This window comes from Acinetobacter sp. 826659 (assembly GCF_000588515.1).
In the GTDB taxonomy this organism is placed as follows: Bacteria; Pseudomonadota; Gammaproteobacteria; order Pseudomonadales; family Moraxellaceae; genus Acinetobacter; species Acinetobacter pittii.
Map to the genome: position 1 here is coordinate 118,593 of NZ_JFYD01000004.1, position 23,736 is coordinate 142,328.

Annotated in this window: 20 protein-coding genes and 1 pseudogene; 12 read left to right on the forward strand and 9 right to left on the reverse strand. The window is 38.6% G+C overall.

The window, feature by feature from the left end; genetic code table 11:
- Positions 1-94 precede the first annotated feature (94 nt).
- Positions 95-958: a hypothetical protein gene (locus J663_RS09650; protein ID WP_019767990.1), complete on the reverse strand. Its 864-nt coding sequence runs from the start codon at positions 956-958 to the stop codon at positions 95-97.
- Between the two features lie 326 nt (positions 959-1,284).
- Here J663_RS09650 and J663_RS09655 point away from each other — a divergent pair, with 326 nt between their 5' ends.
- Positions 1,285-1,857 carry a TetR/AcrR family transcriptional regulator gene (locus J663_RS09655; protein ID WP_033849379.1) on the forward strand — a complete coding sequence of 191 codons (573 nt, stop codon included), beginning with the start codon at positions 1,285-1,287 and terminating at the stop codon, positions 1,855-1,857.
- A gap of 436 nt (positions 1,858-2,293) precedes the next feature.
- Here J663_RS09655 and J663_RS09660 read toward each other — a convergent pair whose 3' ends face one another.
- From J663_RS09660 to J663_RS09675, 4 genes are all read right to left on the reverse strand, one after another.
- Complete coding sequence (locus J663_RS09660) at positions 2,294-4,348, reverse strand: EAL domain-containing protein (protein WP_005066201.1); 2,055 nt, start codon at positions 4,346-4,348, stop codon at positions 2,294-2,296.
- A gap of 326 nt (positions 4,349-4,674) precedes the next feature.
- Positions 4,675-5,691 carry a ketol-acid reductoisomerase gene (ilvC, locus tag J663_RS09665; RefSeq protein WP_002115094.1) on the reverse strand — a complete coding sequence of 339 codons (1,017 nt, stop codon included), beginning with the start codon at positions 5,689-5,691 and terminating at the stop codon, positions 4,675-4,677.
- Positions 5,692-5,723: 32 nt separating this feature from the next.
- Positions 5,724-6,215: an acetolactate synthase small subunit gene (ilvN, locus tag J663_RS09670; protein ID WP_002114824.1), complete on the reverse strand. Its 492-nt coding sequence runs from the start codon at positions 6,213-6,215 to the stop codon at positions 5,724-5,726.
- Positions 6,215-7,939 carry an acetolactate synthase 3 large subunit gene (locus J663_RS09675; protein ID WP_005079103.1) on the reverse strand — a complete coding sequence of 575 codons (1,725 nt, stop codon included), beginning with the start codon at positions 7,937-7,939 and terminating at the stop codon, positions 6,215-6,217. The genes ilvN and J663_RS09675 overlap by 1 nt, the downstream gene beginning before the upstream one ends.
- Positions 7,940-8,473: 534 nt before the next feature.
- Between J663_RS09675 and leuS the strand changes: the two genes are divergently transcribed.
- From leuS to J663_RS09705, 6 genes are all read left to right on the forward strand, one after another.
- Positions 8,474-11,098, forward strand: coding sequence for a leucine--tRNA ligase (gene leuS / locus J663_RS09680; RefSeq protein ID WP_033849382.1), 2,625 nt, complete (start codon positions 8,474-8,476; stop codon positions 11,096-11,098).
- 27 nt (positions 11,099-11,125) lie between these two features.
- A complete protein-coding gene (gene lptE / locus J663_RS09685) occupies positions 11,126-11,635 on the forward strand; it encodes an LPS assembly lipoprotein LptE (protein ID WP_002115142.1) in 510 nt (169 codons plus the stop codon).
- A gap of 18 nt (positions 11,636-11,653) precedes the next feature.
- Positions 11,654-12,643, forward strand: a complete 990-nt coding sequence (gene holA, locus J663_RS09690) for a DNA polymerase III subunit delta (protein WP_033849384.1) — start codon at positions 11,654-11,656, stop codon at positions 12,641-12,643.
- 107 nt (positions 12,644-12,750) lie between these two features.
- Positions 12,751-14,091 carry a MacA family efflux pump subunit gene (locus J663_RS09695; protein WP_033849386.1) on the forward strand — a complete coding sequence of 447 codons (1,341 nt, stop codon included), beginning with the start codon at positions 12,751-12,753 and terminating at the stop codon, positions 14,089-14,091.
- A 2-nt stretch (positions 14,092-14,093) separates the two neighbouring features.
- On the forward strand, positions 14,094-16,088 hold the full coding sequence (locus J663_RS09700; protein WP_017385757.1) for a MacB family efflux pump subunit: 1,995 nt from the start codon (positions 14,094-14,096) through the stop codon (positions 16,086-16,088).
- 22 nt (positions 16,089-16,110) lie between these two features.
- Positions 16,111-17,514: an efflux transporter outer membrane subunit gene (locus J663_RS09705; RefSeq protein WP_081404701.1), complete on the forward strand. Its 1,404-nt coding sequence runs from the start codon at positions 16,111-16,113 to the stop codon at positions 17,512-17,514.
- Between the two features lie 18 nt (positions 17,515-17,532).
- On the opposite strand, the pseudogene J663_RS09710 reads toward J663_RS09705, so the two are convergent.
- Positions 17,533-17,949 (reverse strand): annotated as a pseudogene (locus J663_RS09710) (hypothetical protein).
- A 305-nt stretch (positions 17,950-18,254) separates the two neighbouring features.
- On the opposite strand from J663_RS09710, the gene J663_RS09715 reads away from it, so the two are divergent.
- Genes J663_RS09715 through J663_RS09725 form a run of 3 tightly spaced genes read left to right on the forward strand, consistent with a single transcriptional unit; the run spans position 18,255 to position 19,523 of the window.
- Entirely contained in the window at positions 18,255-18,509 is a 255-nt protein-coding gene (locus J663_RS09715; protein ID WP_033849390.1) for a hypothetical protein, read from the forward strand.
- 10 nt (positions 18,510-18,519) lie between these two features.
- On the forward strand, positions 18,520-18,768 hold the full coding sequence (locus J663_RS09720; RefSeq protein WP_033849393.1) for a hypothetical protein: 249 nt from the start codon (positions 18,520-18,522) through the stop codon (positions 18,766-18,768).
- Complete coding sequence (locus J663_RS09725; protein ID WP_081404692.1) at positions 18,765-19,523, forward strand: hypothetical protein; 759 nt, start codon at positions 18,765-18,767, stop codon at positions 19,521-19,523. Before J663_RS09720 ends, J663_RS09725 begins: the two co-directional genes overlap by 4 nt.
- A gap of 112 nt (positions 19,524-19,635) precedes the next feature.
- Here J663_RS09725 and J663_RS09730 read toward each other — a convergent pair whose 3' ends face one another.
- From J663_RS09730 to orn, 3 genes are all read right to left on the reverse strand, one after another.
- Positions 19,636-20,439 (reverse strand): enoyl-ACP reductase FabI, encoded by an 804-nt coding sequence (locus J663_RS09730; protein ID WP_031944198.1) that lies wholly within the window; start codon positions 20,437-20,439, stop codon positions 19,636-19,638.
- A gap of 138 nt (positions 20,440-20,577) precedes the next feature.
- Positions 20,578-21,309 carry a Bax inhibitor-1/YccA family membrane protein gene (locus J663_RS09735; RefSeq protein ID WP_033849394.1) on the reverse strand — a complete coding sequence of 244 codons (732 nt, stop codon included), beginning with the start codon at positions 21,307-21,309 and terminating at the stop codon, positions 20,578-20,580.
- Between the two features lie 154 nt (positions 21,310-21,463).
- Positions 21,464-22,030 carry an oligoribonuclease gene (gene orn, locus J663_RS09740; protein ID WP_000099436.1) on the reverse strand — a complete coding sequence of 189 codons (567 nt, stop codon included), beginning with the start codon at positions 22,028-22,030 and terminating at the stop codon, positions 21,464-21,466.
- Between the two features lie 125 nt (positions 22,031-22,155).
- Here orn and rsgA point away from each other — a divergent pair, with 125 nt between their 5' ends.
- Complete coding sequence (rsgA, locus tag J663_RS09745; RefSeq protein WP_033849397.1) at positions 22,156-23,217, forward strand: ribosome small subunit-dependent GTPase A; 1,062 nt, start codon at positions 22,156-22,158, stop codon at positions 23,215-23,217.
- Positions 23,218-23,315: 98 nt separating this feature from the next.
- Positions 23,316-23,732: a rhodanese-like domain-containing protein gene (locus J663_RS09750; RefSeq protein WP_000443006.1), complete on the forward strand. Its 417-nt coding sequence runs from the start codon at positions 23,316-23,318 to the stop codon at positions 23,730-23,732.
- Positions 23,733-23,736: the final 4 nt, after the last annotated feature.

The window sequence follows — 23,736 nt, forward strand, 5'->3', positions numbered from 1 at the left end:
TTTTTTGAGTATGTAGTTTAACTTCTTAGAAATTTTACAATTAAAAAAGCCCACCTGTTTATAGATGGGGCTTGGTTAAGACTTAACAGAATCGTTATGCCAATTTCTTTTCTTCAATGAATTGAACATCTGCAATTTGTGCATCCCAGAACTCATTCCATAAAGCACAGTAATCAATACATAGCTTGGTTAAGCTTTCATAATCATCTTTTGTAATTGCTTGTGCTAATGCAAACCACAAGTCATCTTCATGATCGTCATCAGCGGCCTCAGATGTTTCATCTGTAGATACACCATGTACATGGTAGTAACCACCACCTTCAACATCGATATTTACGAATTTGGTTGCTTGACGTAATGGAGGACTAAAAAGAATGACTTCCTCCTCTGCAACAGCCAATAATGCCACGACATTAATATAACTATCATAAGAAGATTCTAAAAATGATCTAACCTGATCTGCAAATTTTGATGGTTTATAATTACGACGGTCAAGTTCCGTTAAACCATAATCATTAAGTAAATCTTCATATAAAGGATAATGAGCATATTCAGGATTACCCAGATAGTAATTATCTTTGTCTAAACCAGGGCGAAAACCAAACTCATCAAGTATATTTAAACTTAATAATACCCGTGGATACATCTTCGCCCCAGAGTGAAGTTTAGGTTCCAATTGTTTTGTTAAAAATTGAGCCTTTAATAGAGCATCAGTAAAAATTTGTACAATCGCATGACGATATTCTAAATGAATAAGAGTCAAACGTTGTTTATCAAGATATCCACCGTTTAACAGTTCAATAGCAGGATGGTTGCAAACTGGTAATTCTGCAATCGTTTTTCTTAACTGTTTAAGAAATTGTAAATTTTCATCCCATTGTTTTGCAGGAATACTATTTCTCATCCCCTGCAATGCTTTTTCTCTTGGATTATTAAAGTCTTCAAATTTTTTTAACATAATGATTCTCTGTAAAAAGTTTTTCTTATAGTTAAGTTATAGGCTCTCTCTTTATTACAATTTTGCATTCAATTGCTAAAATAAATTCCGCACACCCATACTTAACAAGTTGATACTATGTGTATTATCTCAACAAATCAACGGATTAATTAATAATATTTAAAAAAGTAAACTATTGCCAATTAAATATATAATATGTTGTTTTTTAAATTAACCAAGCTATTGAATAAATATAATTTTTTAAATACTATAAAATAAGTTTTATTTAAGCTTATACACTTTACAATAGCAAAGTTAATCAAAAAATATCCGCAACGGGGAACCCGATGACAAAAAGAGAAACTATTATAACAACTGCAACATCCCTCTTTAACCAAAAAAGCTATACTTCTATTGGTGTTGATCGCATTATTGCTGAGTCAAATGTTGCAAAAATGACTTTTTATAAATACTTTTCTTCTAAAGAAGCCTTAATTGAAGAATGTCTTTATAAAAGAAATTTAGAGATCCAATATTCAATATTGGAAAAAATAAAAAATACCAACAACCCATTGATTAAATTAAAAAAGATATTTAATTGGTATATCGATTGGATTAATACAGATGACTTTAACGGCTGCTTATTTAAAAAAGCTACAATAGAAGTCATGCAATTGTACCCTTCTATTAAGCATCAAATTAATGAGTATCGGGAGTGGATTTACTCATTAGTTTTCGCAGCTCTTTCAGAGTTAGAAGTGGAAAACACAAAAATTCTAACAGGACTCTTTCTTAACATTGTAGATGGAATCATTATTGACGGCACTATAAATAAAGGAAAGATTAATCCAGAACAAACGTGGTCTTATATAAACAAAATTATTGAATTAGAAACAGTTCGAGAGTACGCAACTATTTAATTTATAAATTAATTAAGTTTTTATATTTTAATAAAGATAGAAGTTTTTTGTTCGGTGGAGTCTACTCTCCAACTCCACCCAAAATCTATTCAACCCCTAAAATTAATATATTTATATTTTATAAAAATTAATATTTTTATTTAGTTCTATCTTCATTAATTCTAATTATTATATAAACTTCACAATATTTTATAACAACCCTTTTAACTCCTTATATTTTATAAAATACAAACATCAATTTATTAGTATTACTTTATACTTGCAGTATATATTCATAAATTATTATATGTAAAACACTTAACTAACTGAGAAACTAATACTATTCACTACTACAAATATATAGGAGTGTTTTAGAAGATAAATTCATTTTAATTAATTGTTCTTTAAAGAAAAAATTAAAAGGAAATATTAGTTTTAAAAATCGATATAGAAAAGATTAAGCGAAGTGAGCGCCTTGAGATTCAATCAGTTGATCGACGTGAACAGGCATTCCTAATAAATAACCCTGAAATTGCTGACAACCTAAACGGGTTAAAATCTCAACTTGCTGTTGAGTTTCCACTCCTTCCGCTGTTACGGTTAAACCTAACTTTTTAGCTAAATGTATTATACTTTCTAATATAACTTCTTCTTTTGAGCCTGGTTTTAAGTCAACGATAAAACCACGATCAATTTTCAATTCATCTACAGGTAAATCTTTTAAATATAAAAAGCTTGAATGGCCTGTTCCAAAATCATCAATTGCGACTCGAATGCCCATATCACGTAGTCGCTCACAAGCACGAATACTTAAATCGATATGTCGCATTGCAGTTGATTCAGTAATCTCAACAATTAAGTGATGAGGTTGAATTTGATATTTTTTCAATAACGCTTCGAGTGTACTAAATAATTTTTTATTTTCGAACTGTAGTGCAGATAGGTTTACTGCGACTGGATAAAATGGGGTGTTACTGCGTTCCCACTCTTGAATTTGCAGGCAAGCTTGCTCAAGTGCCCAATATCCCATTGGAATGATCAAACCCGTTTTTTCTGCACCCTCTATAAACATATGCGGTGTGAGTATTCCTAAAGCTGGATGATTCCAACGGATTAATGCTTCAACGCCACAGACCTCAAGATTCGTATTAAATTTTGGTTGGTAATATAAGATGAACTGCTTTTCTTCTACGGCCTTATAAAGATCATTGATCAGTTTTGACTGACTTCTCGTTTCTTGTTGGTGGGTTGAATAACTAAAGATGGTGTAAGTATTTCGGCCTTGTTCTTTAGACATGAGCATCGCGGCATCAGCATTCATGAGTAAGTCCTGAACATTTTGTCCATGCTCAGGAAATAGTGCCACCCCTAAACTTGCAGAGATATTAATTTCTTTACCAGAAATCTGATAACTCTCTTGAATCAGCTGTAAAACTTTCTCAGCCAAAATAACTGCTTCATCGGCATTTGTATTTTCGGCAATAAGCAAAAACTCATCACCGCCAATTCTAAGCAGTTTGCACTTCTCATTGAGTTGCCAATGTAAGCGGTTCGCCATCTGAATAAGTAATTGATCCCCCACATGATGCCCAAATGCATCATTCACCGATTTAAATCGATCTAAATCAATGTATAAGAAAGCAATTTTCTGGTCTTTGTATCGATGATCTGAAAGTAATACTTCAGCATAATCCACCAAATAAAGGCGGTTAGGTAATTTGGTTAAATTGTCTTGTATAGATAGATTAGCTAATTCTTTATTTGCTTTGCGCAGCTCTAAATTCTGTTGAGTAAGGCGTTGCTCTAACATTGCAACAATAAAACTTGCTACGAGTACCAAACAGGTGACTAGAATAATTGTGAATAATAATAAGTCATGTTCAGCCTGATATTGGCTAATAAATTTATCAGTAATATTCGTCGCAATAAGCGCTGTGTAGTGCATCCCCATAATACTTAAGGTCATCATAACCGAAAATGCAATTTTTAAAGTTAAGCGATATCGTTCAGTGTCTTTTAATTTATAGGCTAATAAAAACGCTAGCCCTGAACCACTCATCGCAATTAATACAGAAAATAAAAGTAAAAACGAAGTGTAATCTTTTTTATAAACATTAATATTCCAGCCCAGCATGCTAATGTAATATGAAGCTGAAATTCCGATTCCCATAATAATCGAGCTCAAAATGAGTCTAAATAAAGGGAGTGTAAAACGCGAAGTCAACCACATCGCAATGCAAGATAACAATGCACTAATAGCATAAGATATTGCAATTAAAGGAATATTAGAGTGAGCTGTATCAAACAGATGATAAGCTTGTATACCAACAATATGGACGATGCTAATTGCTAAGGCGAGTAGCAATCCATTAATAAATAAAATTAAGGACTCAAATTTCTTATAGACTTGCTTGAATATTAGCTGCTCCATGGAAATTACAATATAACAAATGAAGCCAGCTGCAATAAAAGAGCCGACGATCAATGTGCTATCGTAATCAACATGACCCATATTGGACTTCCATGATTATTCAATACTTTTTTTTATTTTGTTCAACTCATTGCCCAAAATACAATTAAACATGTTAAAGAAATTTTAGTAAATTTGACTTATTCAGTCAGTTATAAACAATAACATTATCTATCTTTTGGTCAAGTATTTTTTACTTTATAAATCAATAAAGTAAATAAAAATTAAGCAGCCAATTATATGAAAAATATAGAATTTATTTAATCTAGTCAAGTTGACCTAATCGCAATTTTCACATTCAAATAAAATAGTATAAATAAAGAACCCTGCTTAAAGCAGGGTTCTTTTAAAACGTTAGATAAAGAAAATTAGTTCTTTTCTTTGTCTACGATTTTGTTTGCTTGAATCCAAGGCATCATTGCACGCAACTTATTACCAGTTACTTCAATACCATGTGCAGCATTTTGACGACGACGAGCAGTCATAGATGGGTAGTTTAACGCACCTTCTTGAATGAACATCTTAGCGTACTCACCAGATTGAATACGTTTCAATGCATTACGCATTGCTTCACGAGATTGTTCGTTGATTACTTCAACACCAGTTACATATTCGCCGTACTCAGCATTGTTAGAAACTGAGTAGTTCATGTCAGCGATACCGCCCTCGAACATTAAGTCAACGATCAATTTAAGTTCGTGTAAACATTCGAAGTAAGCCATTTCTGGTGCATAACCAGCTTCAACTAAAGTTTCGAAGCCCATTTTCACCAATTCAACCGCACCACCACAAAGAACTGCTTGCTCACCGAATAAGTCAGTTTCAGTTTCTTCACGGAATGAAGTTTCGATAATACCTGTACGGCCGCCACCTACGCCAGAAGCATAAGAAAGAGCAACGTTACGAGCATTACCAGAAGCATCTTGGTGAATTGCAATTAGGTCAGGAACACCTGAGCCACGTTGGAACTCTGAACGTACAGTGTGACCTGGTGCTTTTGGAGCAACCATGATTACGTCTAAATCTTTACGTGGAACAACTTGGTTGTAAAGAACAGAGAAACCATGAGCAAATGCAAGAGTCGCGCCTTCTTTGATGTTTGGCTCAATCACGTCACGGTAAAGTTGTGATTGGAATTCATCTGGAGTCAAAATCATTACGAGGTCAGCTTGCTTAACAGCAGCAGGAACTTCTGCAACTTTAAGACCTGCGTTTTCAGCTTTCTTCCAAGAAGCTGAATCTGCACGTAAACCTACAGTTACGTCTACGCCTGAGTCTTTAAGGTTAAGTGCATGAGCATGACCTTGAGAACCGTAACCAATAATCGCTACTTTCTTGCCTTGGATGATTGATAAGTCACAGTCTTTATCGTAAAAAATTTGCATTTGTGTTCTCCGCTAAAATACTTTTTAAAAAATTAAATGGCTAATACTTTTTCGCCACGGGCGATACCAGATACACCTGAACGAACGACTTCTAGAATAGTGTTTTCTGCAAGCGCATCGATAAAACCATCTAATTTTTCAGTTGTCCCTGCTATTTGAATGGTATAGGTCGTTGGTGTCACGTCTACAATTTGCGCACGGAAAATATCCGCTGTTCGCTTAATTTCAGCACGTGAAGCACCTAACGCTTTTACTTTAATCAACATCAGTTCACGCTCAATGTGTGAACCTTCTGATAAATCAACTACTTTTACAACTTCAACAAGTTTATTGAGCTGCTTTGTAATCTGTTCAATCTTATGGTCATCACCATAAGTTGTTAATGTTAAGCGTGACAAAGTTGGGTCTTCGGTTGGCGCAACATTCAGTGTTTCAATGTTATATCCACGTTGGCTAAATAAACCAACAAGGCGAGAAAGCGCACCAGCTTCGTTTTCAACGAGTACAGAAATAATATGTCTCATTATGTACGCTCCCCTTTACCTAACCACATATCCTTCATAGACTGACCTGCGATCAGCATTGGATAAACATGTTCTGTGCGATCCACCATGACATTAATGAATACACATTTATCATTAATCGCCATTGCTTCAGCAAGCTTCGACTCTAGTTCATCAGCATGATCAATCTGAATACCAACGTGACCATAAGCTTCCATCAACTTGCCAAAATCAGGCAATGATTCAACGTATGAGCTTGAGTGACGACCTTCATAGTTCATATCTTGCCACTGCTTCACCATACCTAAAGCACGGTTATTCAAGCACAAAATCTTCACATTCATGCCGTATTGCTTACATGTTGAAAGCTCTTGAATACACATTTGAATTGAAGCTTCGCCAGTAATACAAACAACTTGTTGATCAGGGAAAGCAAGCTTAGCAGCCATTGCATAAGGTAAACCTACGCCCATGGTGCCTAAACCGCCTGAGTTAATCCATTGACGTGGACGTTTGTATTTGTAATACAACGCACCAAACATTTGGTGTTGGCCAACATCCGAAGTAATAATGGCATCACCATTAGTGACTTTATATAAAGCTTCAACAACTTGCTGCGGCTTCATTGTGCCATCAGTCGGGGTTTCAAACTTTAAGCCATGAACTTTACGCCATTCATTAATTTGATCCCACCACGCAGCAATTGCTTCAGGGTTTGGCTTAGACACATTTAATTGTTTCAATTGCGTCAACATTTCCTGTAGTACAGGCTCAACTGCCCCTACAATTGGAATGTGCGCCATAATTGTTTTTGAAATGCTCGCCGGATCAATATCAATATGAATAACTTTAGCATTCACACAGAATTTTGCTGGGTTATTAGTTACCCGGTCATCAAAACGCGCACCAATTGCAAGAATGACATCAGCATTATGCATCGCCATATTTGCTTCATAAGTACCGTGCATACCCAACATGCCCACAAACTGTGGATCATCGCCAGGGAAGCCACCAAGGCCCATAAGTGTGTTAGTTACTGGATAACCTAGTAAATGTGCGAGTTCAGTCAATAATGCCGATGCATTACCTTGAACAACACCACCACCCGTATAAATTACAGGGCGTTTTGCACTTAAAAGCTCATCAATCGCTTTACGAATTTGACCTGAATGACCACGTGAAGGTGGCTGATAAGAACGCATCTTCACTTTTTCAGGATATTCGTACGCAAATTTTTCTGCAGGATTTGTCGCATCTTTAGGAATATCAACTACAACTGGACCAGGGCGACCACTTGCTGCGATATAAAATGCTTTTTTGATAATTGCAGGAATTTCACTTGCATGACGAACTTGGAAGCTGTGTTTCACGATTGGACGTGAAATACCTACCATATCAGTTTCTTGGAAAGCGTCTTCACCAATAAGATGTGATGCAACCTGGCCAGACAAAATCACCATTGGGATTGAGTCCATATAAGCTGTTGCAATTGGAGTCACAGTATTAGTTGCGCCAGGTCCAGAAGTGACCAGTACTACGCCAGTCTTACCTGTGGCACGCGAGTAAGCATCTGCCATATGACCAGCAGCTTGTTCATGACGTACGAGGTAATGATTAATTTTGTCTTGTTGAAATAGCGCATCATAAATATGTAATACAGCGCCGCCTGGATAACCAAAAACATGTTCAACGCCTTCGTCCGCAAGAGCACGAACGAGCATTTCACCACCAGATAAAAGTTCCAACGTGATTCACCCTAAAATCTTTATCACTATTTATGGAAGGCACAAATAGTGTTTCATTCATTGAATTGTCTGCACTGTTATAGCACACATATTGTCTAGTTTTCGTTGCAATAGAAAAATTTCTGTTTTTCAGCCGTATAAGCTTTTTTAACATTAATAAAGCATGTCTGGATATACATACTTTAAGTAAAATCAATCTCTCGGCTAGAGAGAATGTCTATTACAAAACATGACGGTTATTCGAAGGGTGATCAAATAATCGCATATAAAACTAAAGGAAGCATTTTTGTTGTTTAATTCACTAAAGTCAAGATTAAAGAAACACTTTTCTATGATTATTTTTTAACTGACTATTTTTTCATCTTATTTGATTTTTCCACTTTTCTTTTTTTATGATTACCCCGCTTTTTTCAGGTTTATTCTTGTTTAATTTTTAACGGAAAATAAATCCATCCCAAAACTGCATTTTTGTCGATTTTGCGCTATGCTGTGCAACAATCTTTAATATCAATTTTTGTTGTATAGCTTACGTCTATGACTATTTCTCACATTGACCCCGAATATCAAGCAAACACGATTGAACCATCAGTTCAACAAGATTGGGAAAATCGTAAAGTCTTTAAAGTTGCCGACACTGTCGAAGGTAAACATCGTTACATCCTGTCAATGTTTCCTTACCCAAGCGGCAAGCTGCATATGGGGCATGTGCGTAACTATACAATTGGCGATGTGATTAGCCGTTTTTACCGTTTAAAAGGTGAAACTGTATTACAACCTATGGGTTGGGATGCATTCGGTTTACCTGCAGAAAATGCAGCAATTGCTCATAAAGTTGCTCCGGCAAAATGGACATTTGAAAACATTGCCTACATGCGTGACCAATTAAAAAAATTAGGTCTATCTGTAGATTGGGATCGTGAATTTGCAACTTGTACACCAGAGTATTATCACTGGGAACAATGGTTATTTGTTCAGCTTTATAAAAAAGGCCTGATCTACCGTAAACTTTCAACAGTAAACTGGGATCCGGTTGACCAAACAGTTTTAGCAAACGAACAAGTTGAAAATGGTCGCGGATGGCGTTCTGGTGCATTGGTTGAAAAACGCGATATTCCAATGTACTACTTCCGTATTACTGACTATGCACAAGAATTATTAGACGACTTAGACACTCTACAAGACGGCTGGCCTCAACAAGTGTTAACCATGCAACGTAACTGGATTGGTCGCTCTACAGGCATGGAAATTACTTTCCCATCTGCCAATACCGGAATTTATGCTGATGGCTTAACTGTTTATACAACACGTGCTGACACGCTTATGGGCGTGACATATGTTGCCGTTGCAGCAGAACACCCTCTTGCGCTTAAAGCTGCTGAAAACAACCCTGAATTGGCTGCATTTATTGAAGAGTGCCGCATGGGTTCAGTTGCAGAAGCGGACTTGGCAACAGCCGAGAAAAAAGGCATGGCGACAGGTTTGTTTGTAAAGCATCCTGTAACTGGTGAAGAGCTTCCTGTCTGGATCGCAAACTACGTATTAATGTCTTACGGTTCTGGCGCAGTGATGGCTGTACCAGCGCATGACGAACGTGATTTTGAATTTGCTAACAAGTTCAACTTACCTATTAAGCAAGTAATTGATGCCAAAGGCGCTGATGATGCAGATTACTCTGCAACTGAGTGGCAAGAATGGTACGGTTCTAAAGAAGGTAAACTTGTTAACTCTGGCGAGTTTGACGGTTTGGAATTCCAAGCTGCTTTCGATGCATTCCTTGCAAAATTAGAACCACAAGGTTTAGCAAATTCTAAAGTTCAATTCCGTTTACGTGACTGGGGTGTTTCTCGTCAACGTTATTGGGGTTGTCCAATTCCAATGATTAACTGTGATACTTGTGGTCAAGTCACAGTTCCAGAAGACCAGCTTCCAGTCGTATTACCAACTGACGTTGTTCCAGATGGTTCAGGTAACCCGCTTAATAAAATGCCTGAATTCTATGAAACTAAATGTCCTTGTTGTGGTGGTGATGCACGCCGTGAAACAGATACCTTGGATACTTTCGTTGAGTCATCTTGGTACTACGCACGCTACGCATCTCCAGACTTTACTGGCGGCATGGTTAAACCTGAAGCAGCTCAAAACTGGCTTCCTGTAAACCAATACATTGGTGGTGTTGAACACGCGATTCTTCACTTACTTTATGCACGTTTCTTCCACAAATTAATGCGTGATGAAGGTGTAGTACAAGGTAATGAGCCATTTACCAACTTGTTAACTCAAGGCATGGTGCTTGCTGATACATTCTATCGTGAAGCAGAAAATGGTAAGAAAACTTGGTTTAACCCTGCTGATATCGAATTAGAACGCGATGAAAAAGGTCGCATTCTTTCTGCAAAATATTCAGGTGATGGTCAAGAAGTTGTGATCGGTGGGCAAGAAAAAATGTCTAAATCGAAAAACAACGGTATCGACCCACAAGCGATTATTGATCAATACGGTGCAGACACAGCACGTGTATTTATGATGTTCGCTGCTCCACCAGATCAATCTTTAGAATGGTCTGATGCAGGTGTTGAAGGTGCAAACCGTTTCTTGAAACGTGTATGGCGCCTTGTAGCGAGCTTCCTTGAAAAGGGCAACCAAGCTTCTACGATTGATGCTGCTAACTTGTCTAAAGATGCTCAAGATTTACGTCGTAAAACTCACGAAACTATCCAAAAAGTAAGTGATGATATCGAACGTCGTCATGCATTCAATACTGCGATTGCTGCTTTGATGGAATTGTTAAATGCAAGCAATAAGTTTGAAGCAAAAGATGACAACGACGTTGCTGTAGAACGTGAAGCGATCACTACACTGTTAACTTTACTTGCTCCATTTGCACCGCATTTAAGTCAAACATTATTGGCTCAGTTTGGTACAGATGTAACAGCAGCAACATTCCCTGAAGTCGATGCTTCTGCATTAACTCGTAATACACAAACGATTGTTGTACAGGTTAACGGTAAACTTCGCGGTAAACTTGAAGTTTCGGTTGATATCTCTAAAGAAGATCTATTAGCTCAAGCTAAAGCCCTTCCAGAAGTTCAACAATTCTTAACAGGACCAACAAAGAAAGAAATTGTGGTTCCAAATAAATTAGTTAACCTCGTGGTTTAATTAAAGTTATTAATGAGAGGATCAAGCATGCACTTTGCCAAACGTTTAGCCGCTGTTGTTTTGACCTTAGGCCTTAGTGCAGGCTTAGTCGGGTGTGGATTTCATTTAAAAGGAACCAACCCGACTGCAACTCCGCTTGTTTATAAAAAATTAAGCCTTGAGTTACCAGCTAAAACTGATGATTTAGAAACCCAGTTAAAAGTTTATTTAGCTGCAAATGGTGTTCAATTCAGCAATGATAATGATGCCTACGTACTCCGTGTTTTAGAGTACACACCACGTCGTCAGCTTTTAAATGGAAAACTAACGGAAGTATTATTACGCTTAACCGTAACCTTCCAGATTGAAGACCGTCAGGGTAATAAAATTACTGAACCACGTTCATTAACTGCATCTCGTAGTTACCAATATGATCTTGCAACGGTTAACACCGAAAATCAGCAAGAATCTTATTTGCAACGTATTGTGATTGATGACATTGCACAGCAAATTACTCGTCAGATTTCAGCAAACCGTTTACCAAAAGCTCAGCCTTAATCTTTATTTTTACCAGCAATGAAAATTGACTATTTACAAGCCTTAAAACGCATTCCGGAAGCACGGGGTGCGTGGATTTTACATGGCCAAGAACCTTTGCTGGAACAAAATTTATTAGATGCTTTTCGTAAAAGTTGGCAACAACAAGAAGTTGAAAGACAGCGCTACGATATTAGTAGTGCAAGCGACTGGAAAAATGTTTTTAACGCTCTTAACAGCTTATCTTTATTTTCTCAGCAGCTTGCCATTGAAGTACATGGCAATATAAAGCCTGACGCAAATGGGCTAAAACAACTTAAAAGTTATATTCAACATAATGAAACTAACCTTCTTTTAATTGTTTTACCTAAGCAAGATAGTAGTAGCTTAAAGTCTGCTTTTTTCCAAGTTGTGGAAGCAAATGGTGTTGTCGTTGCCCTAACGGCAAACTATCCGCAAGACCGTCAAAGAATTTTATCTGCTGAAGCAGAGAAACTTGAAATTCAACTCGATAATGACGCATGGCAGTGGCTCATGCAGCATCATGAGCATAATCTGCTCGCAGCTAAGAATAGCTTGATGCGTGTAAGAGATACTTTTCCAGACCAACAACTGATTCAAATTGAACAGTTGTATGCTTGTTTACAAGATCAGTCTCGTTACACCACTTACGATTTAAGTGACGCACTGTTAGAAGGTAATCTCGCTCAATCTATTAAAATTTTTCAATATTTAATTGCTGCTGGCGAACCAGAAAGTCTGATTTTATGGACACTAAGCAAAGAAATGCGTTTACTGATGCAATTATTTGAACAGCCTCATAATGCATTACAACTTGGTATCTGGAAAACTAAAGTCAGTTTATATCAACAAGCTTTAAGAAGATTAAATCCTCAACAGTTTTTAGGATGGTCTACCCTTCTATTGCAAGTTGATGCAGCAATTAAAGGTATGTCGAATGAAAATGCTCAACATTTGATGCAGCAGGCCATTGCTGAATTATGTGGGAAAACGCTATTTATACAATAATTCGGCGGAATCATTTTTCTTCATTCTTGAAATATAATAAAAATTCACGTTTTATCCTCATTTCGCTTTTATACTAAATTAAATTTTAAACTTTTCGACCTCTCACCATGCCAAAAATAAAGCCAATCAAACTTGTTATTATTATCCTCTGTATAGCAGTTATTGCTGTATTAGCTTGGAAGTTTTTAAAGCCTAAAGAGCAGCAACCTCAATATATTACTGCTGAGGTAACACGTGGGGATATTGAAAATAATGTACTTGCGACAGGTACACTGGATGCAACCAAACTGATTAGTGTGGGTGCGCAGGTATCTGGTCAGGTTAAAAAGATGTATGTACAGTTGGGTGATCAGGTTAAACAAGGTCAACTCATTGCGCAAATTGACTCAACCACCCAAGAAAATAGCTTAAAGACCTCTGATGCAAACATTAAAAATTTAGAAGCACAGCGTCTTCAACAAGTTGCTTCCTTAAATGAAAAGCAACTTGAATACCGTCGTCAGCAACAAATGTATGCGCAAGACGCAACGCCACGTGCAGATTTAGAATCGGCTGAGGCAAGCTATAAAACAGCTCAGGCACAAATTAAAGCATTAGATGCACAGATCGAATCTGCAAAAGTCACAAAATCTACGGCACAAACCAATATTGGTTACACACGTATTGTTGCTCCAACTGATGGTACGGTTGTCGCGATTGTGACTGAAGAAGGTCAAACCGTAAACGCGAACCAAAGCGCGCCAACAATTGTCAAAATTGCAAAATTACAAAACATGACGATTAAGGCGCAAGTCAGTGAAGCTGACATTATGAAAGTTGAAAAAGGACAACAGGTTTACTTTACAACCTTAGGTGATGAAACTAAACGCTACGCAACTTTACGTCAAATTGAGCCTGCTCCCGACTCAATTTCTAGCGAATCAACAAGTACGACAAGCTCAACAACAAGCTCGGCTGTTTATTATAATGCTTTATTCGATGTGCCAAATACCGATGGTAAATTGCGTATTGATATGACCGCACAAGTTTATATCGTCTTAAATTCAGCTAAAAATGCTCTACTCGTTCCTTCATCAGCACTGAGTTCTAAACAATTTTCAGGTCAAAGAAAATCAGGTCAATCCTCTGATAAATCAAGTTCTTCACCTGAAGCAGATAAAAAATCTCAAGGAAACGGAGCTCGTCTACAACGCCTAAACTTGACTGCTGAACAAAAACAACTCGTTGAACAAGGTAAATTAACGTTAAGTGTTGTACGTGTATTACAAGCTGACGGCACAACTAAACCGACTCAAATTTTGGTAGGCATTAACAACCGTGTAAATGCGCAAGTTCTTGCGGGCTTAAAACAAGGTGATCAAGTTGTCATTGCCGATAGTGCCGATACTTCTGCTGCATCAGCAAATAGTAGTAATAACCGTCGCCGTAGTGGCCCAATGGGAATGTAAGCATGACAAAACAAGCTTTGCTTGAAGTCAGCAATCTAGTCCGGGAATTCCCTGCTGGCGAAAGCACGATACAAATTTTAAAAGGCATTGACCTGACCATTTATGAAGGTGAACTGGTTGCTATTGTCGGCCAGTCTGGGTCTGGTAAATCGACCCTCATGAATATTTTGGGGTGTTTGGACCGACCTACGAGTGGTAGTTATAAGGTTAATGGACAAGAAACAGGTAAACTTGAGCCAGATCAGCTGGCTCGACTACGCCGTGAATATTTTGGTTTTATTTTCCAGCGCTACCATTTACTCGGTGACTTATCTGCCGAAGGTAACGTAGAAGTTCCAGCTGTTTATGCAGGGGTTACACCTTCTGAGCGTAAACAACGCGCAACGGCTCTACTGACTGAATTAGGTTTAGGTACTAAAACACTTAATAGACCCAGCCAGCTCTCTGGCGGTCAGCAGCAACGTGTTTCTATTGCCCGTGCGCTGATGAATGGCGGTGACGTTATTCTGGCAGATGAACCGACGGGGGCACTCGACTCTCATAGTGGTGTTGAGGTGATGCGTATCTTGCGTGAACTCAATGCTGCAGGTCACACTATTATTTTAGTCACCCACGATATGCAAGTTGCAAAAAATGCGACTCGTATTATTGAGATTAGTGACGGAGAGATTATTAGTGACCGCCCTAATGTTCCAGATCAAGCAGCCGAACCAATCAAGACTGATCCTGATGCCGCTCCTGCTTTACAAGGTAAACAGAAGAAAGGCAAAAGTATTTCTGCATGGCGTTCTACTTTAGACCGTTTATCTGAAGCCTTCCAAATGGCTTTACTGTCTATGAATGCCCACCGCATGCGTACTTTTTTAACCATGCTGGGGATTATTATTGGTATTGCATCGGTTGTTACGGTTGTCGCATTAGGTAAAGGCTCTCAACAGCAAATTTTAAGTAATATTAGTAGTCTGGGAACAAATACGATTACGGTATTTCAGGGCCGTGGTTTTGGTGACAACTCTAAAACTGCAAGTTTTAAAACCTTGGTGCCTGCCGATGCCGATGCGTTAATGACTCAACCGTATGTTAGTGCAGTCAGCCCAATCGTCAGCACATCCAAAACCATGCGTTACCAACAAAATGAAGCAAACGCGACCATTAATGGTGTAAGTAACGATTATTTCGATGTGAAAGGTTTGGTCTTTAAAGATGGACAAACTTTTGATCAACGTAGTGTTCGTGATCGCTCGCAGGATGTAGTCATTGATACCAATACTCAAAAACAGTTCTTTAGTGACGGTACCAACCCTATCGGTCAAGTAGTGTTACTCGGTAGTGTACCAGCTCGTATTATTGGCATTGTAGAACCGCAAACAAGCGGTATGGGCTCAGATGACACGCTAAATGTCTATATGCCTTATACAACCGTGATGAGCCGTATGTTAGGGCAAACCCATGTTCGCAATATCGTGGTTCGTATTAATGACAAATATTCAACTGCTGCCGCAGAAAATGCGATTGTGAATTTATTAACCCAGCGCCATGGTGCACAAGATATTTTCACTATGAACAGTGACAGTATCCGCCAAACCATCGAGAAAACAACCAGCACAATGACCCTTCTGGTTTCAGCAATTGCCGTAATTTCATTGGTCGTTGGTGGTATCGGGGTAATGAATATTATGTTGGTTTCGGTGACTGAACGTACTCAAGAAATTGGTGTACGTATGGCCGTAGGTGCGCGTCAAAGTGATATTTTGCAGCAATTCCTGATTGAAGCAATTTTGGTGTGTTTAATTGGTGGTGTGCTTGGCGTCTTACTATCGCTTGGCCTTGGGCAACTTATTAATAAATTTGCTGGTGGTAACTTTAGTGTGGCTTATTCAAGCACCTCAATTATTGCAGCCTTTGTCTGTTCAACACTGATTGGGGTCGTTTTTGGTTTCTTACCAGCCAAGAATGCCGCGAAGCTTGACCCTGTTGCCGCACTATCTCGAGAATAAGGAAAATTGCATGTCTTTCTCTATGACTAAACTCAGCACAGCACTTCTTCTCACAGGTTCTCTTGTAGGATGTGCAGCTGTAGTAAAAACACCTTATGAAACGCCTGCGGTACAAGTTCCGGGTAGTTTTCAGTATGACACAACAAAAGCAAAAAACATGTCTGCCGATCAATACTCTGATCGTTGGTGGACGCTTTTTAACGACGCACAGCTCAACCAACTCGTAAACAACGTATTAGAACGTAATAGCGATTTGGCTGTTGCAGGTATTACCTTAAAGCAAGCCCGTCTACAAGCTGACTTAACCGCTAACAAACAAGGCTTGCGAACGAGCTCTAGTGTTTCTACAGGACATTCTTTCGATTTAAATTTGGGAGATGACAGTGCTAAAGGTCTTTCCATGAGTGCTGGGGTAAGCTATGAGCTTGATTTGTTTGGCAAGCTTGCCCGCCAAACCGAAGCAAGTAAATGGGAAGCTTTAGCGACTGAACAAGACTTACAAGCCACGGGGCAAAGTTTAATTGCAACCACTGCCAAACTCTATTGGCAACTCGGTTATTTAAATGAGCGCTACACAACTGCCCAGCAAAGTCTAGCAACCTCTCAAAAGCTTTATGACTTGGTACAGATTCAATATAAAGCTGGTGCCGTTTCAGGTGTAGATCTGACTCAAGCAGAACAATCAGTACAAAGCCAGAAAGCGAGTTTAAGCCAGATTGAACAACAACTGGTTGAAACTCGCACAGCCATTGCGGTGTTATTGCATGAACCATTGCAGCAATTAAATATTCAAGAGCCAAAGCGTTTACCACGCACTGCTCTACCTGCAATTGGTGCTGGCTTACCTGCCGACATTTTATCGCGCCGCCCTGATTTGCAAGCAAGTGAGCTACGTTTAAGAAAAGCATTAGCCACTAAAGATGCTACTAAGGCGAGTTACTATCCATCAATTAGCTTAACCAGTAGTTTGGGTTCAAGTAGCACATCGTTAACTGAGTTATTACGTAACCCTGCTCTGACACTTGGGGCGAGTTTGAGCTTACCATTTTTGCAATATAACGATATGAAGAAAGATATCGCGATTAGCAATCTAGATTATGAAAAAGCGATTATTCAATATCGTCAAACGCTTTATCAGGCTTTTGCTGATGTAGAAAATGCTTTATCGAGTCGTACCGAACTCGACAAACAAGTAGCGTTACAGGAACGTAATGTTGAACTTGCAGAAAAAACTGAACGTTTAACTGAAGTCCGTTACCGTTATGGTGCTGTCGCATTAAAAACACTTCTCGATGCTCAGCAAACCACACGTACTGCACGGTTAAGCCTCGTTGAAACCAAGCAAAGCCAATACAACGCGTATGTCACTCTCATGCAAGCTTTAGGTGGTTCACCTGTAAAAGAACTGCCGAAACAATTGCCCTAGCGGTATTGTTTAGCATATTTATTCTTTCACCAGATCTGGATTATTCTGGATCTGGTGAATACTCTTAATCTTATCCTGATCATCAAAAACAACTTCATAGAGAAGTTTCTGACCATTGAAATACATGTCGGTTGGAGAGCCTATCACTTCCCGTAGACCAATGGTGGCAATATCCACAGTCGTGTGCCATAGCGTACGGCTGATTCTGGCTGCTTTTGAGTAGTCTTGCTAGAAGGTATAAATCTCTTTACGTTCACCATTCACGGTTTCTGAAGTGAGAGGTGCGTCCACTTCTGAAATCACATAATTTCGATGTTTTCCCACCTCTAAAACTGCTATATTCTTTTTATACGGTGGGTTACTTGTCATCTCCGTGGCGCAACCTTGAAGTGAAAGAAGAGTGACTAATCCTAAAATAACAACTATTTTCTTCACGTTTTAACCTACCCCGAAAGCTAAAAAAATATGTTTATCGTCATTCTCTTTAGAATTTTCGATTCAACAAAAAAACTAGCCTTAATTAGTATATAAAGGTTAGGAGGACAAATAGATAATTATACTTATTGATATTTTTTCAATAGATCGCTCATTTATGTTGACGCAAATATTGCTGTTTTATATGCTAATCTAAATATTGACATATAAAATTCAATTATTTATAGAATATTTTATTTTGGTTATATAGCAGTTATGAAATATAACTATAGTTAAGTTTTTCTATTAATTTACAATCGAGAAATATGAATACCAACGATCAAAAGCTAGCGCACTACATAAAAATCAAGTTCGGCACCGCTCCAAGTGAGCCTACCTCTTATCAGTTGGAGAAAATAAAGCAGGACATACAGGCTCTCGTAGCTAAAGGGATTACGCCTTCAGCAAAAGACTGGGCAGATATTGTTAAAAAATATTGTCCTGATGCCGGTAGTTACATTTACAAAGGTGTAGACACTTCAGACCTTATTACCCTGTTGCAATTAGCAACTAAGAAATAGGAAACTCGACATGAGTATAGAAAATTTAAAAAAGGAACTTGAAGCGGCTCTTTTGATTACTAAATGGTCTCCTACTGAAAGTGAACTTCATGAGATCGCAAGGCGAATTAAATGCTCAAGTAGTGCTACGTCAAAGACTGATATTGAGAAAATAGTCCTTGATGTAGTTGGTTCATATGAATGTGTGACAATGGAAGGTGTCGATAATAGCGACTTGACAACATTACTTCTAATGGCAACGAAAACGACCAAAAAATGATGACCAATGAGCAAGCTGTTCTCCAAGCTGAGGCAGAAATTGAAAAGCTTAAGCAGGCCTACATGGAACATCTTACTCCCATTGTTATTAAAATCCATGAACATCAAGAAGATCCTTCACTTCAGGATTTATTAACTTGCCAGAAATTAGGTGCAACGTATTTTAATTTTATCGAAAATTTTGTTGGCAATAGCGGACTATTAGGCGCTCATGCAAATGGAAAATGGGTTACTGGTTTTGCTGAAGACTGTCACAGTGTCCTAAAGGCCTTTGTGGTTCATGTGAATTTTCTCCGAAGTCATTCTGACATGCTTAAAGGATCTCTAGAGCAGCCCGATACGGCAGCTTATGCAAACATGCAAAGAATGACTAAAGAGTATCTCCCAAAGGAGCAATGGCAAACATTGGAATTTCTTTTTAAAAATAACTCCCTGCCAATTGCAGGGTTTGAATACGCGGGAGCAAATGATTTGAATGAAACACCTAAATGGCAGCTTGTAACAGGATTGGTTGTCGGCGTCTTGTTCGCGTTAATAATACTCCTTTCAGCTATATTTATTCCTAGTCCGACACCAACGCAATTTTTTGTTTTTCGAGGGGTTTTTGCTGTTTCATTAGCCGCTATTGCAGCAATTATTCCTGGATTGCTAAATGTAGAGTCCAGGTTTCACAAGTTTTCTATAAGGGCAACAGGCGCGATAGCTGTGTTTGTCATTGTGTGGTTGTTGAACCCTCCGGCGTTAGTTGGCAGTTAATAAGGATAAATTACTCGCTGAGCTCCTAATTTATCGGTAAGCAAGGCATTATAATTTTGAGAAACAAAGCCGCTATTAAAGCGGCTTTGTTATATAAATTAGATAAATCTAATTATTCATCATCCATCATAGATTGGCTCATACCTACAGTATTGAAACCAGCATCTACATATAGAATTTCACCAGTAATACCTGAAGCCCAAGGTGAGCATAGGAATAACGCTGCGTTACCTACTTCTTCAATGGTTACGTTACGTTTTAACGGCGCAACTTTTTCATTGGCATCTAACATTTTACGGAAAGATTTAATACCAGAAGCAGCCAAAGTACGGATTGGACCCGCAGAAATCGCATTTACGCGAATACCATCAACGCCAAGGCTTGATGCTAAATAGCGAACACCAGCTTCTAAAGAAGCTTTTGCCATACCCATTACGTTGTAGTTAGGCATAACGCGCTCAGAACCTTGGTAAGTCAAAGTTAATAAACAACCTTGGCGAGCTTGTAATAAAGGTTTTGCAGCACGTGCCATTGCAACAAAGCTGTATGCACTGATGTCATGAGCAACTTTAAAACCTTCACGGTCAGTCACGTCAGTGAAGTCACCGTCAAGTGTATGTGCAGGTGCGAAGCCAATTGAGTGTACAACACCGTCTACACCATCCCAATGTTTTGCAAGTTCTGCAAATGCATTATCAATTTCAGCATCAACAGCAACATCACATGGAAACACAAGCTTAGAACCGAATTGCTCAGCAAATTCATCCACACGTTTTTTTAATTTTTCGTTTGGATAAGTAAACGCAAGCTCTGCACCTTCACGGTGTAATGCTTGTGCAATACCAAAAGCAATTGATAATTTACTAGCAACGCCTGCAATCAAAAAGCGCTTACCTGCTAAAAGTCCTTGTGTCATGCCGATCTCACTCAAAACAATTTCAAGCATAATGCCAATATTCGGCGGTTTTCGAAATTGCATAATGCATCTTTTTTCAAAAATCGCACGAAAAAAAAATCGCTCCTGATGAGGAGCGACTTCTAGATGAATTCAATCTTAGTCGTCAGACAATAAACCCAGTAAGCGTAAGAAAGAAATATACATCCATACTAAAGTTGCAAGTAATGCGATACCACACAACCATTCCATGAATTTTGGTGCACGATAAGCTGCATTAGTTTCGATTAAATCAAAATCTAAAATTAGGTTAAGCGAAGCAATGACCGCGACGAATGCAGCAAAACCAATACCTAACCAGTTACTTTCAAAAATATAAGGAACACTTGAACCAAATGCTAAACGCATGATCATCTGCACAATAAATACAATAAAAATTGCCAAAGATGCAGAGATTACAACTGACTTGAACTTTTCAGTTGCGCGGATAATTTGGAATTTATATAAACCAAACATCACCAAAGTGGTGACAAAGGTTGCTAATAAAGCCTGAAGTGGAACACCTGGGTATTTCAACTGGAAAGTAAACGAAATACCACCTAAAAAAGCCCCTTCAAATAAGGCATACGGAATTGCCAATGTTGGCACAGTCGTTGGCTTAAACGTTGTAATTAAAGCTAAAACCAAGCCACCAATTGCACCCACAATTGAAGCCGCGTAAGCAATACCAACATTTGCAGTAAAGGCTGCATAGAAAAATAAAGCGACACCCACCGCAGCTGCAATGACAGTCAACATAACAGATTTTTGAATCGCACCTTGCACAGTCATCGGTTGACTATAGTCACTGACCGTTTCAACACGCGTCAGTATCGGGTTATTACTTTGCATAAATGCTCTCTTTTTATAATAAAAATTTAAAACATTATTTTAAGCAAAATGAATATGAAAGCCAAATCAGGCGATCGGCATTATTGTAACAATGTCCTTTATGCAATAAAAAAAGGAGGCCTAAGCCTCCTTTCATATCACGTCTATAATGTAATCAATCTTTACCATCAGTATTCATAATAAAGAAATATTCGCGGTAGTATTTCAACTCTGAAATTGAGTCACGAATATCATCCATTGCCAAATGAGATGCATTCTTTTTCAGACCACTCATAATTTCAGGGCGCCAGCGTTTTGAAAGCTCTTTTACTGTAGACACATCAAGATTACGGTAGTGGAAATACTGCTCAAGTTCAGGCATAAGGCGGTGTAAGAAACGGCGATCCTGACAGATTGAATTGCCGCACATTGGTGAAACTTTTGGATTCACCCATTTTTTTAGGAATTCTAAAGTTTGTAACTCAGCATCACGGGCTGTTAATTTACTGCGACGAACTCGTTCAATCAGACCAGACTGCCCATGTTGACGAGTGTTCCATTCATCCATTGCATTTAAAATACGATCAGGTTGATGAATAGCCAAAACTGGACCTTCGGCAAGTACATTTAAATGATCATCTGTAATAATTGTTGCGATTTCAATAATTTGGTCATTATCGGTATCTAATCCGGTCATTTCCAGATCAATCCAAATTAATCGTGTATTTAAAGTACTGCTCATGAATGTACGTTCTAAAATGCCGTAAAAACATCAATAGTAGCAAATTTCTTGCTTCCGCGCTGTAATTCTATAGCTGCTTCATGCTATTTTTGCGGTCTTCAAACAATGGTTTTTTTGGGATATGAATGGCTTTAATTCGTAAGCGTCGTTTAACTGAACAACAGCAACGTCGTATTGAAAAACAGCATAAAACTCGCCAAGAAGAGATCGATACTTCACAGGATCTAGATGGACTCGTTGTACAACACTATGGCCGTCAACTTGAAGTACAAGCCCTCTCTGTACCTGAGCATCATCCAGAAAAACCACAAGTTGCCGAAGGAGAACCAGAACCATTCTGGAAGCCGATCGAGCTCGATAGTGTTTGGCGTTGCCATACTCGAACTAATCTTGAGTTACTTGTAACTGGTGATCGTGTTAAATGGCAGGCAGACCCCAATACGGGTTTAGGCATTATTACAGCCATTCACCCACGTACATCTTTACTTACCCGCCCTGACCGCTATCACAAAGTTAAACCAGTGGCCGCGAATATCAGTTTGATTGTGATTGTATTTTCACCGCTTCCTGAACCCGCTCCAACGTTAATCGATCGATATTTAGTTGCTTGTGCGGATGCAAATATTCCTGCTCTTTTGGTCCTCAATAAGTCTGATTTACTCACTGAAAATGACCCAATTCTTACCCTATTAGAAGAATATAAAACCTTGGGTTATGAGGTGATGATTTGTCAGTCGAAGAAGGGAGATATCTCGGCTTTATCTGAGCGTTTAGATGGTGAAACCGTAGCATTTGTAGGGCAATCAGGCGTAGGAAAAAGTTCTTTAATTAATGTGCTCATTCCAGATGCAGAGCAAAAAACCAATGTTATTTCTGAAAATTCTGCACTTGGACAACACACGACAACCTCTACGCGCTTAATCAACTTCGGTAAAAATGGTGCCTTAATTGATTCTCCGGGAATTCGTGAGTTTGGGCTTTGGCATCTCGATTTAGAAAAAATTCGTATGGGCTTTCCTGACATTGCCGCACATCTAGGATCTTGCCAATTCCGTAATTGCACACATACTCATGAAAAGAATTGTGGGCTTAAACAGGCCGTTGAAGCGGGTGAAATTTTGCCACGACGTTTAGATAGCTTTTTGCGTTTAATCGATGAGATTCAAGAAGCGCAGCAAAAAAACTGATTTTCTGCCCTATTTGCCCTTGAAGTGGTGATTTTGATCACCATCTATATACGCTATACTCTAGGTCAATTTTGTTTTTTAATTTTTTTAGGTGACTTGTGGAACGCTGGTTAGAGTTTATGGGGAATCACCCCATTTTGTTTGGTACGCTCGGAGTCTTGATCGTGTTGTTCTTCATTTTTGAAGGTCAACGTAATGGTCGTAAAATTTCTCCACAGTCGCTTGGTATTTTAGTGAAAGCGAAAAATGCTCTTTTGATTGACTTACGCGATAGCAAAGATTTCCGCGAAGGTCACATTAGTGGCAGTCGCAATATTCCGTATAGCCAAATCGCAAGTCATGCTGACGAATTAAAAGCAAGTGACCGTCCACTGGTATTTATTTGCAACTTGGGGCAAGTTGCTGGAAGTGCTTTGCAAAAAGTTGCTCACCACGATAGCTATCGTCTTGATGGTGGTATTAGTAACTGGAAAGCACAAGGCTTACCTCTTGTTAAAAGCAAACCAAAAGCTTAAGGAG

Bases quoted from the DNA above. Each gene is read 5' to 3' on its own strand.
- J663_RS09650 (WP_019767990.1), bottom strand. From the start codon at position 958: ATGTTAAAAAAATTTGAAGACTTTAATAATCCAAGAGAAAAAGCATTG.
- J663_RS09655 (WP_033849379.1), top strand. From the start codon at position 1,285: ATGACAAAAAGAGAAACTATTATAACAACTGCAACATCCCTCTTTAAC.
- J663_RS09660 (WP_005066201.1), bottom strand. From the start codon at position 4,348: ATGGGTCATGTTGATTACGATAGCACATTGATCGTCGGCTCTTTTATT.
- ilvC (WP_002115094.1), bottom strand. From the start codon at position 5,691: ATGCAAATTTTTTACGATAAAGACTGTGACTTATCAATCATCCAAGGC.
- ilvN (WP_002114824.1), bottom strand. From the start codon at position 6,215: ATGAGACATATTATTTCTGTACTCGTTGAAAACGAAGCTGGTGCGCTT.
- leuS (WP_033849382.1), top strand. From the start codon at position 8,474: ATGACTATTTCTCACATTGACCCCGAATATCAAGCAAACACGATTGAA.
- lptE (WP_002115142.1), top strand. From the start codon at position 11,126: ATGCACTTTGCCAAACGTTTAGCCGCTGTTGTTTTGACCTTAGGCCTT.
- holA (WP_033849384.1), top strand. From the start codon at position 11,654: ATGAAAATTGACTATTTACAAGCCTTAAAACGCATTCCGGAAGCACGG.
- J663_RS09695 (WP_033849386.1), top strand. From the start codon at position 12,751: ATGCCAAAAATAAAGCCAATCAAACTTGTTATTATTATCCTCTGTATA.
- J663_RS09700 (WP_017385757.1), top strand. From the start codon at position 14,094: ATGACAAAACAAGCTTTGCTTGAAGTCAGCAATCTAGTCCGGGAATTC.
- J663_RS09705 (WP_081404701.1), top strand. From the start codon at position 16,111: ATGACTAAACTCAGCACAGCACTTCTTCTCACAGGTTCTCTTGTAGGA.
- J663_RS09715 (WP_033849390.1), top strand. From the start codon at position 18,255: ATGAATACCAACGATCAAAAGCTAGCGCACTACATAAAAATCAAGTTC.
- J663_RS09720 (WP_033849393.1), top strand. From the start codon at position 18,520: ATGAGTATAGAAAATTTAAAAAAGGAACTTGAAGCGGCTCTTTTGATT.
- J663_RS09725 (WP_081404692.1), top strand. From the start codon at position 18,765: ATGATGACCAATGAGCAAGCTGTTCTCCAAGCTGAGGCAGAAATTGAA.
- J663_RS09730 (WP_031944198.1), bottom strand. From the start codon at position 20,439: ATGACACAAGGACTTTTAGCAGGTAAGCGCTTTTTGATTGCAGGCGTT.
- J663_RS09735 (WP_033849394.1), bottom strand. From the start codon at position 21,309: ATGCAAAGTAATAACCCGATACTGACGCGTGTTGAAACGGTCAGTGAC.
- orn (WP_000099436.1), bottom strand. From the start codon at position 22,030: ATGAGCAGTACTTTAAATACACGATTAATTTGGATTGATCTGGAAATG.
- rsgA (WP_033849397.1), top strand. From the start codon at position 22,156: ATGGCTTTAATTCGTAAGCGTCGTTTAACTGAACAACAGCAACGTCGT.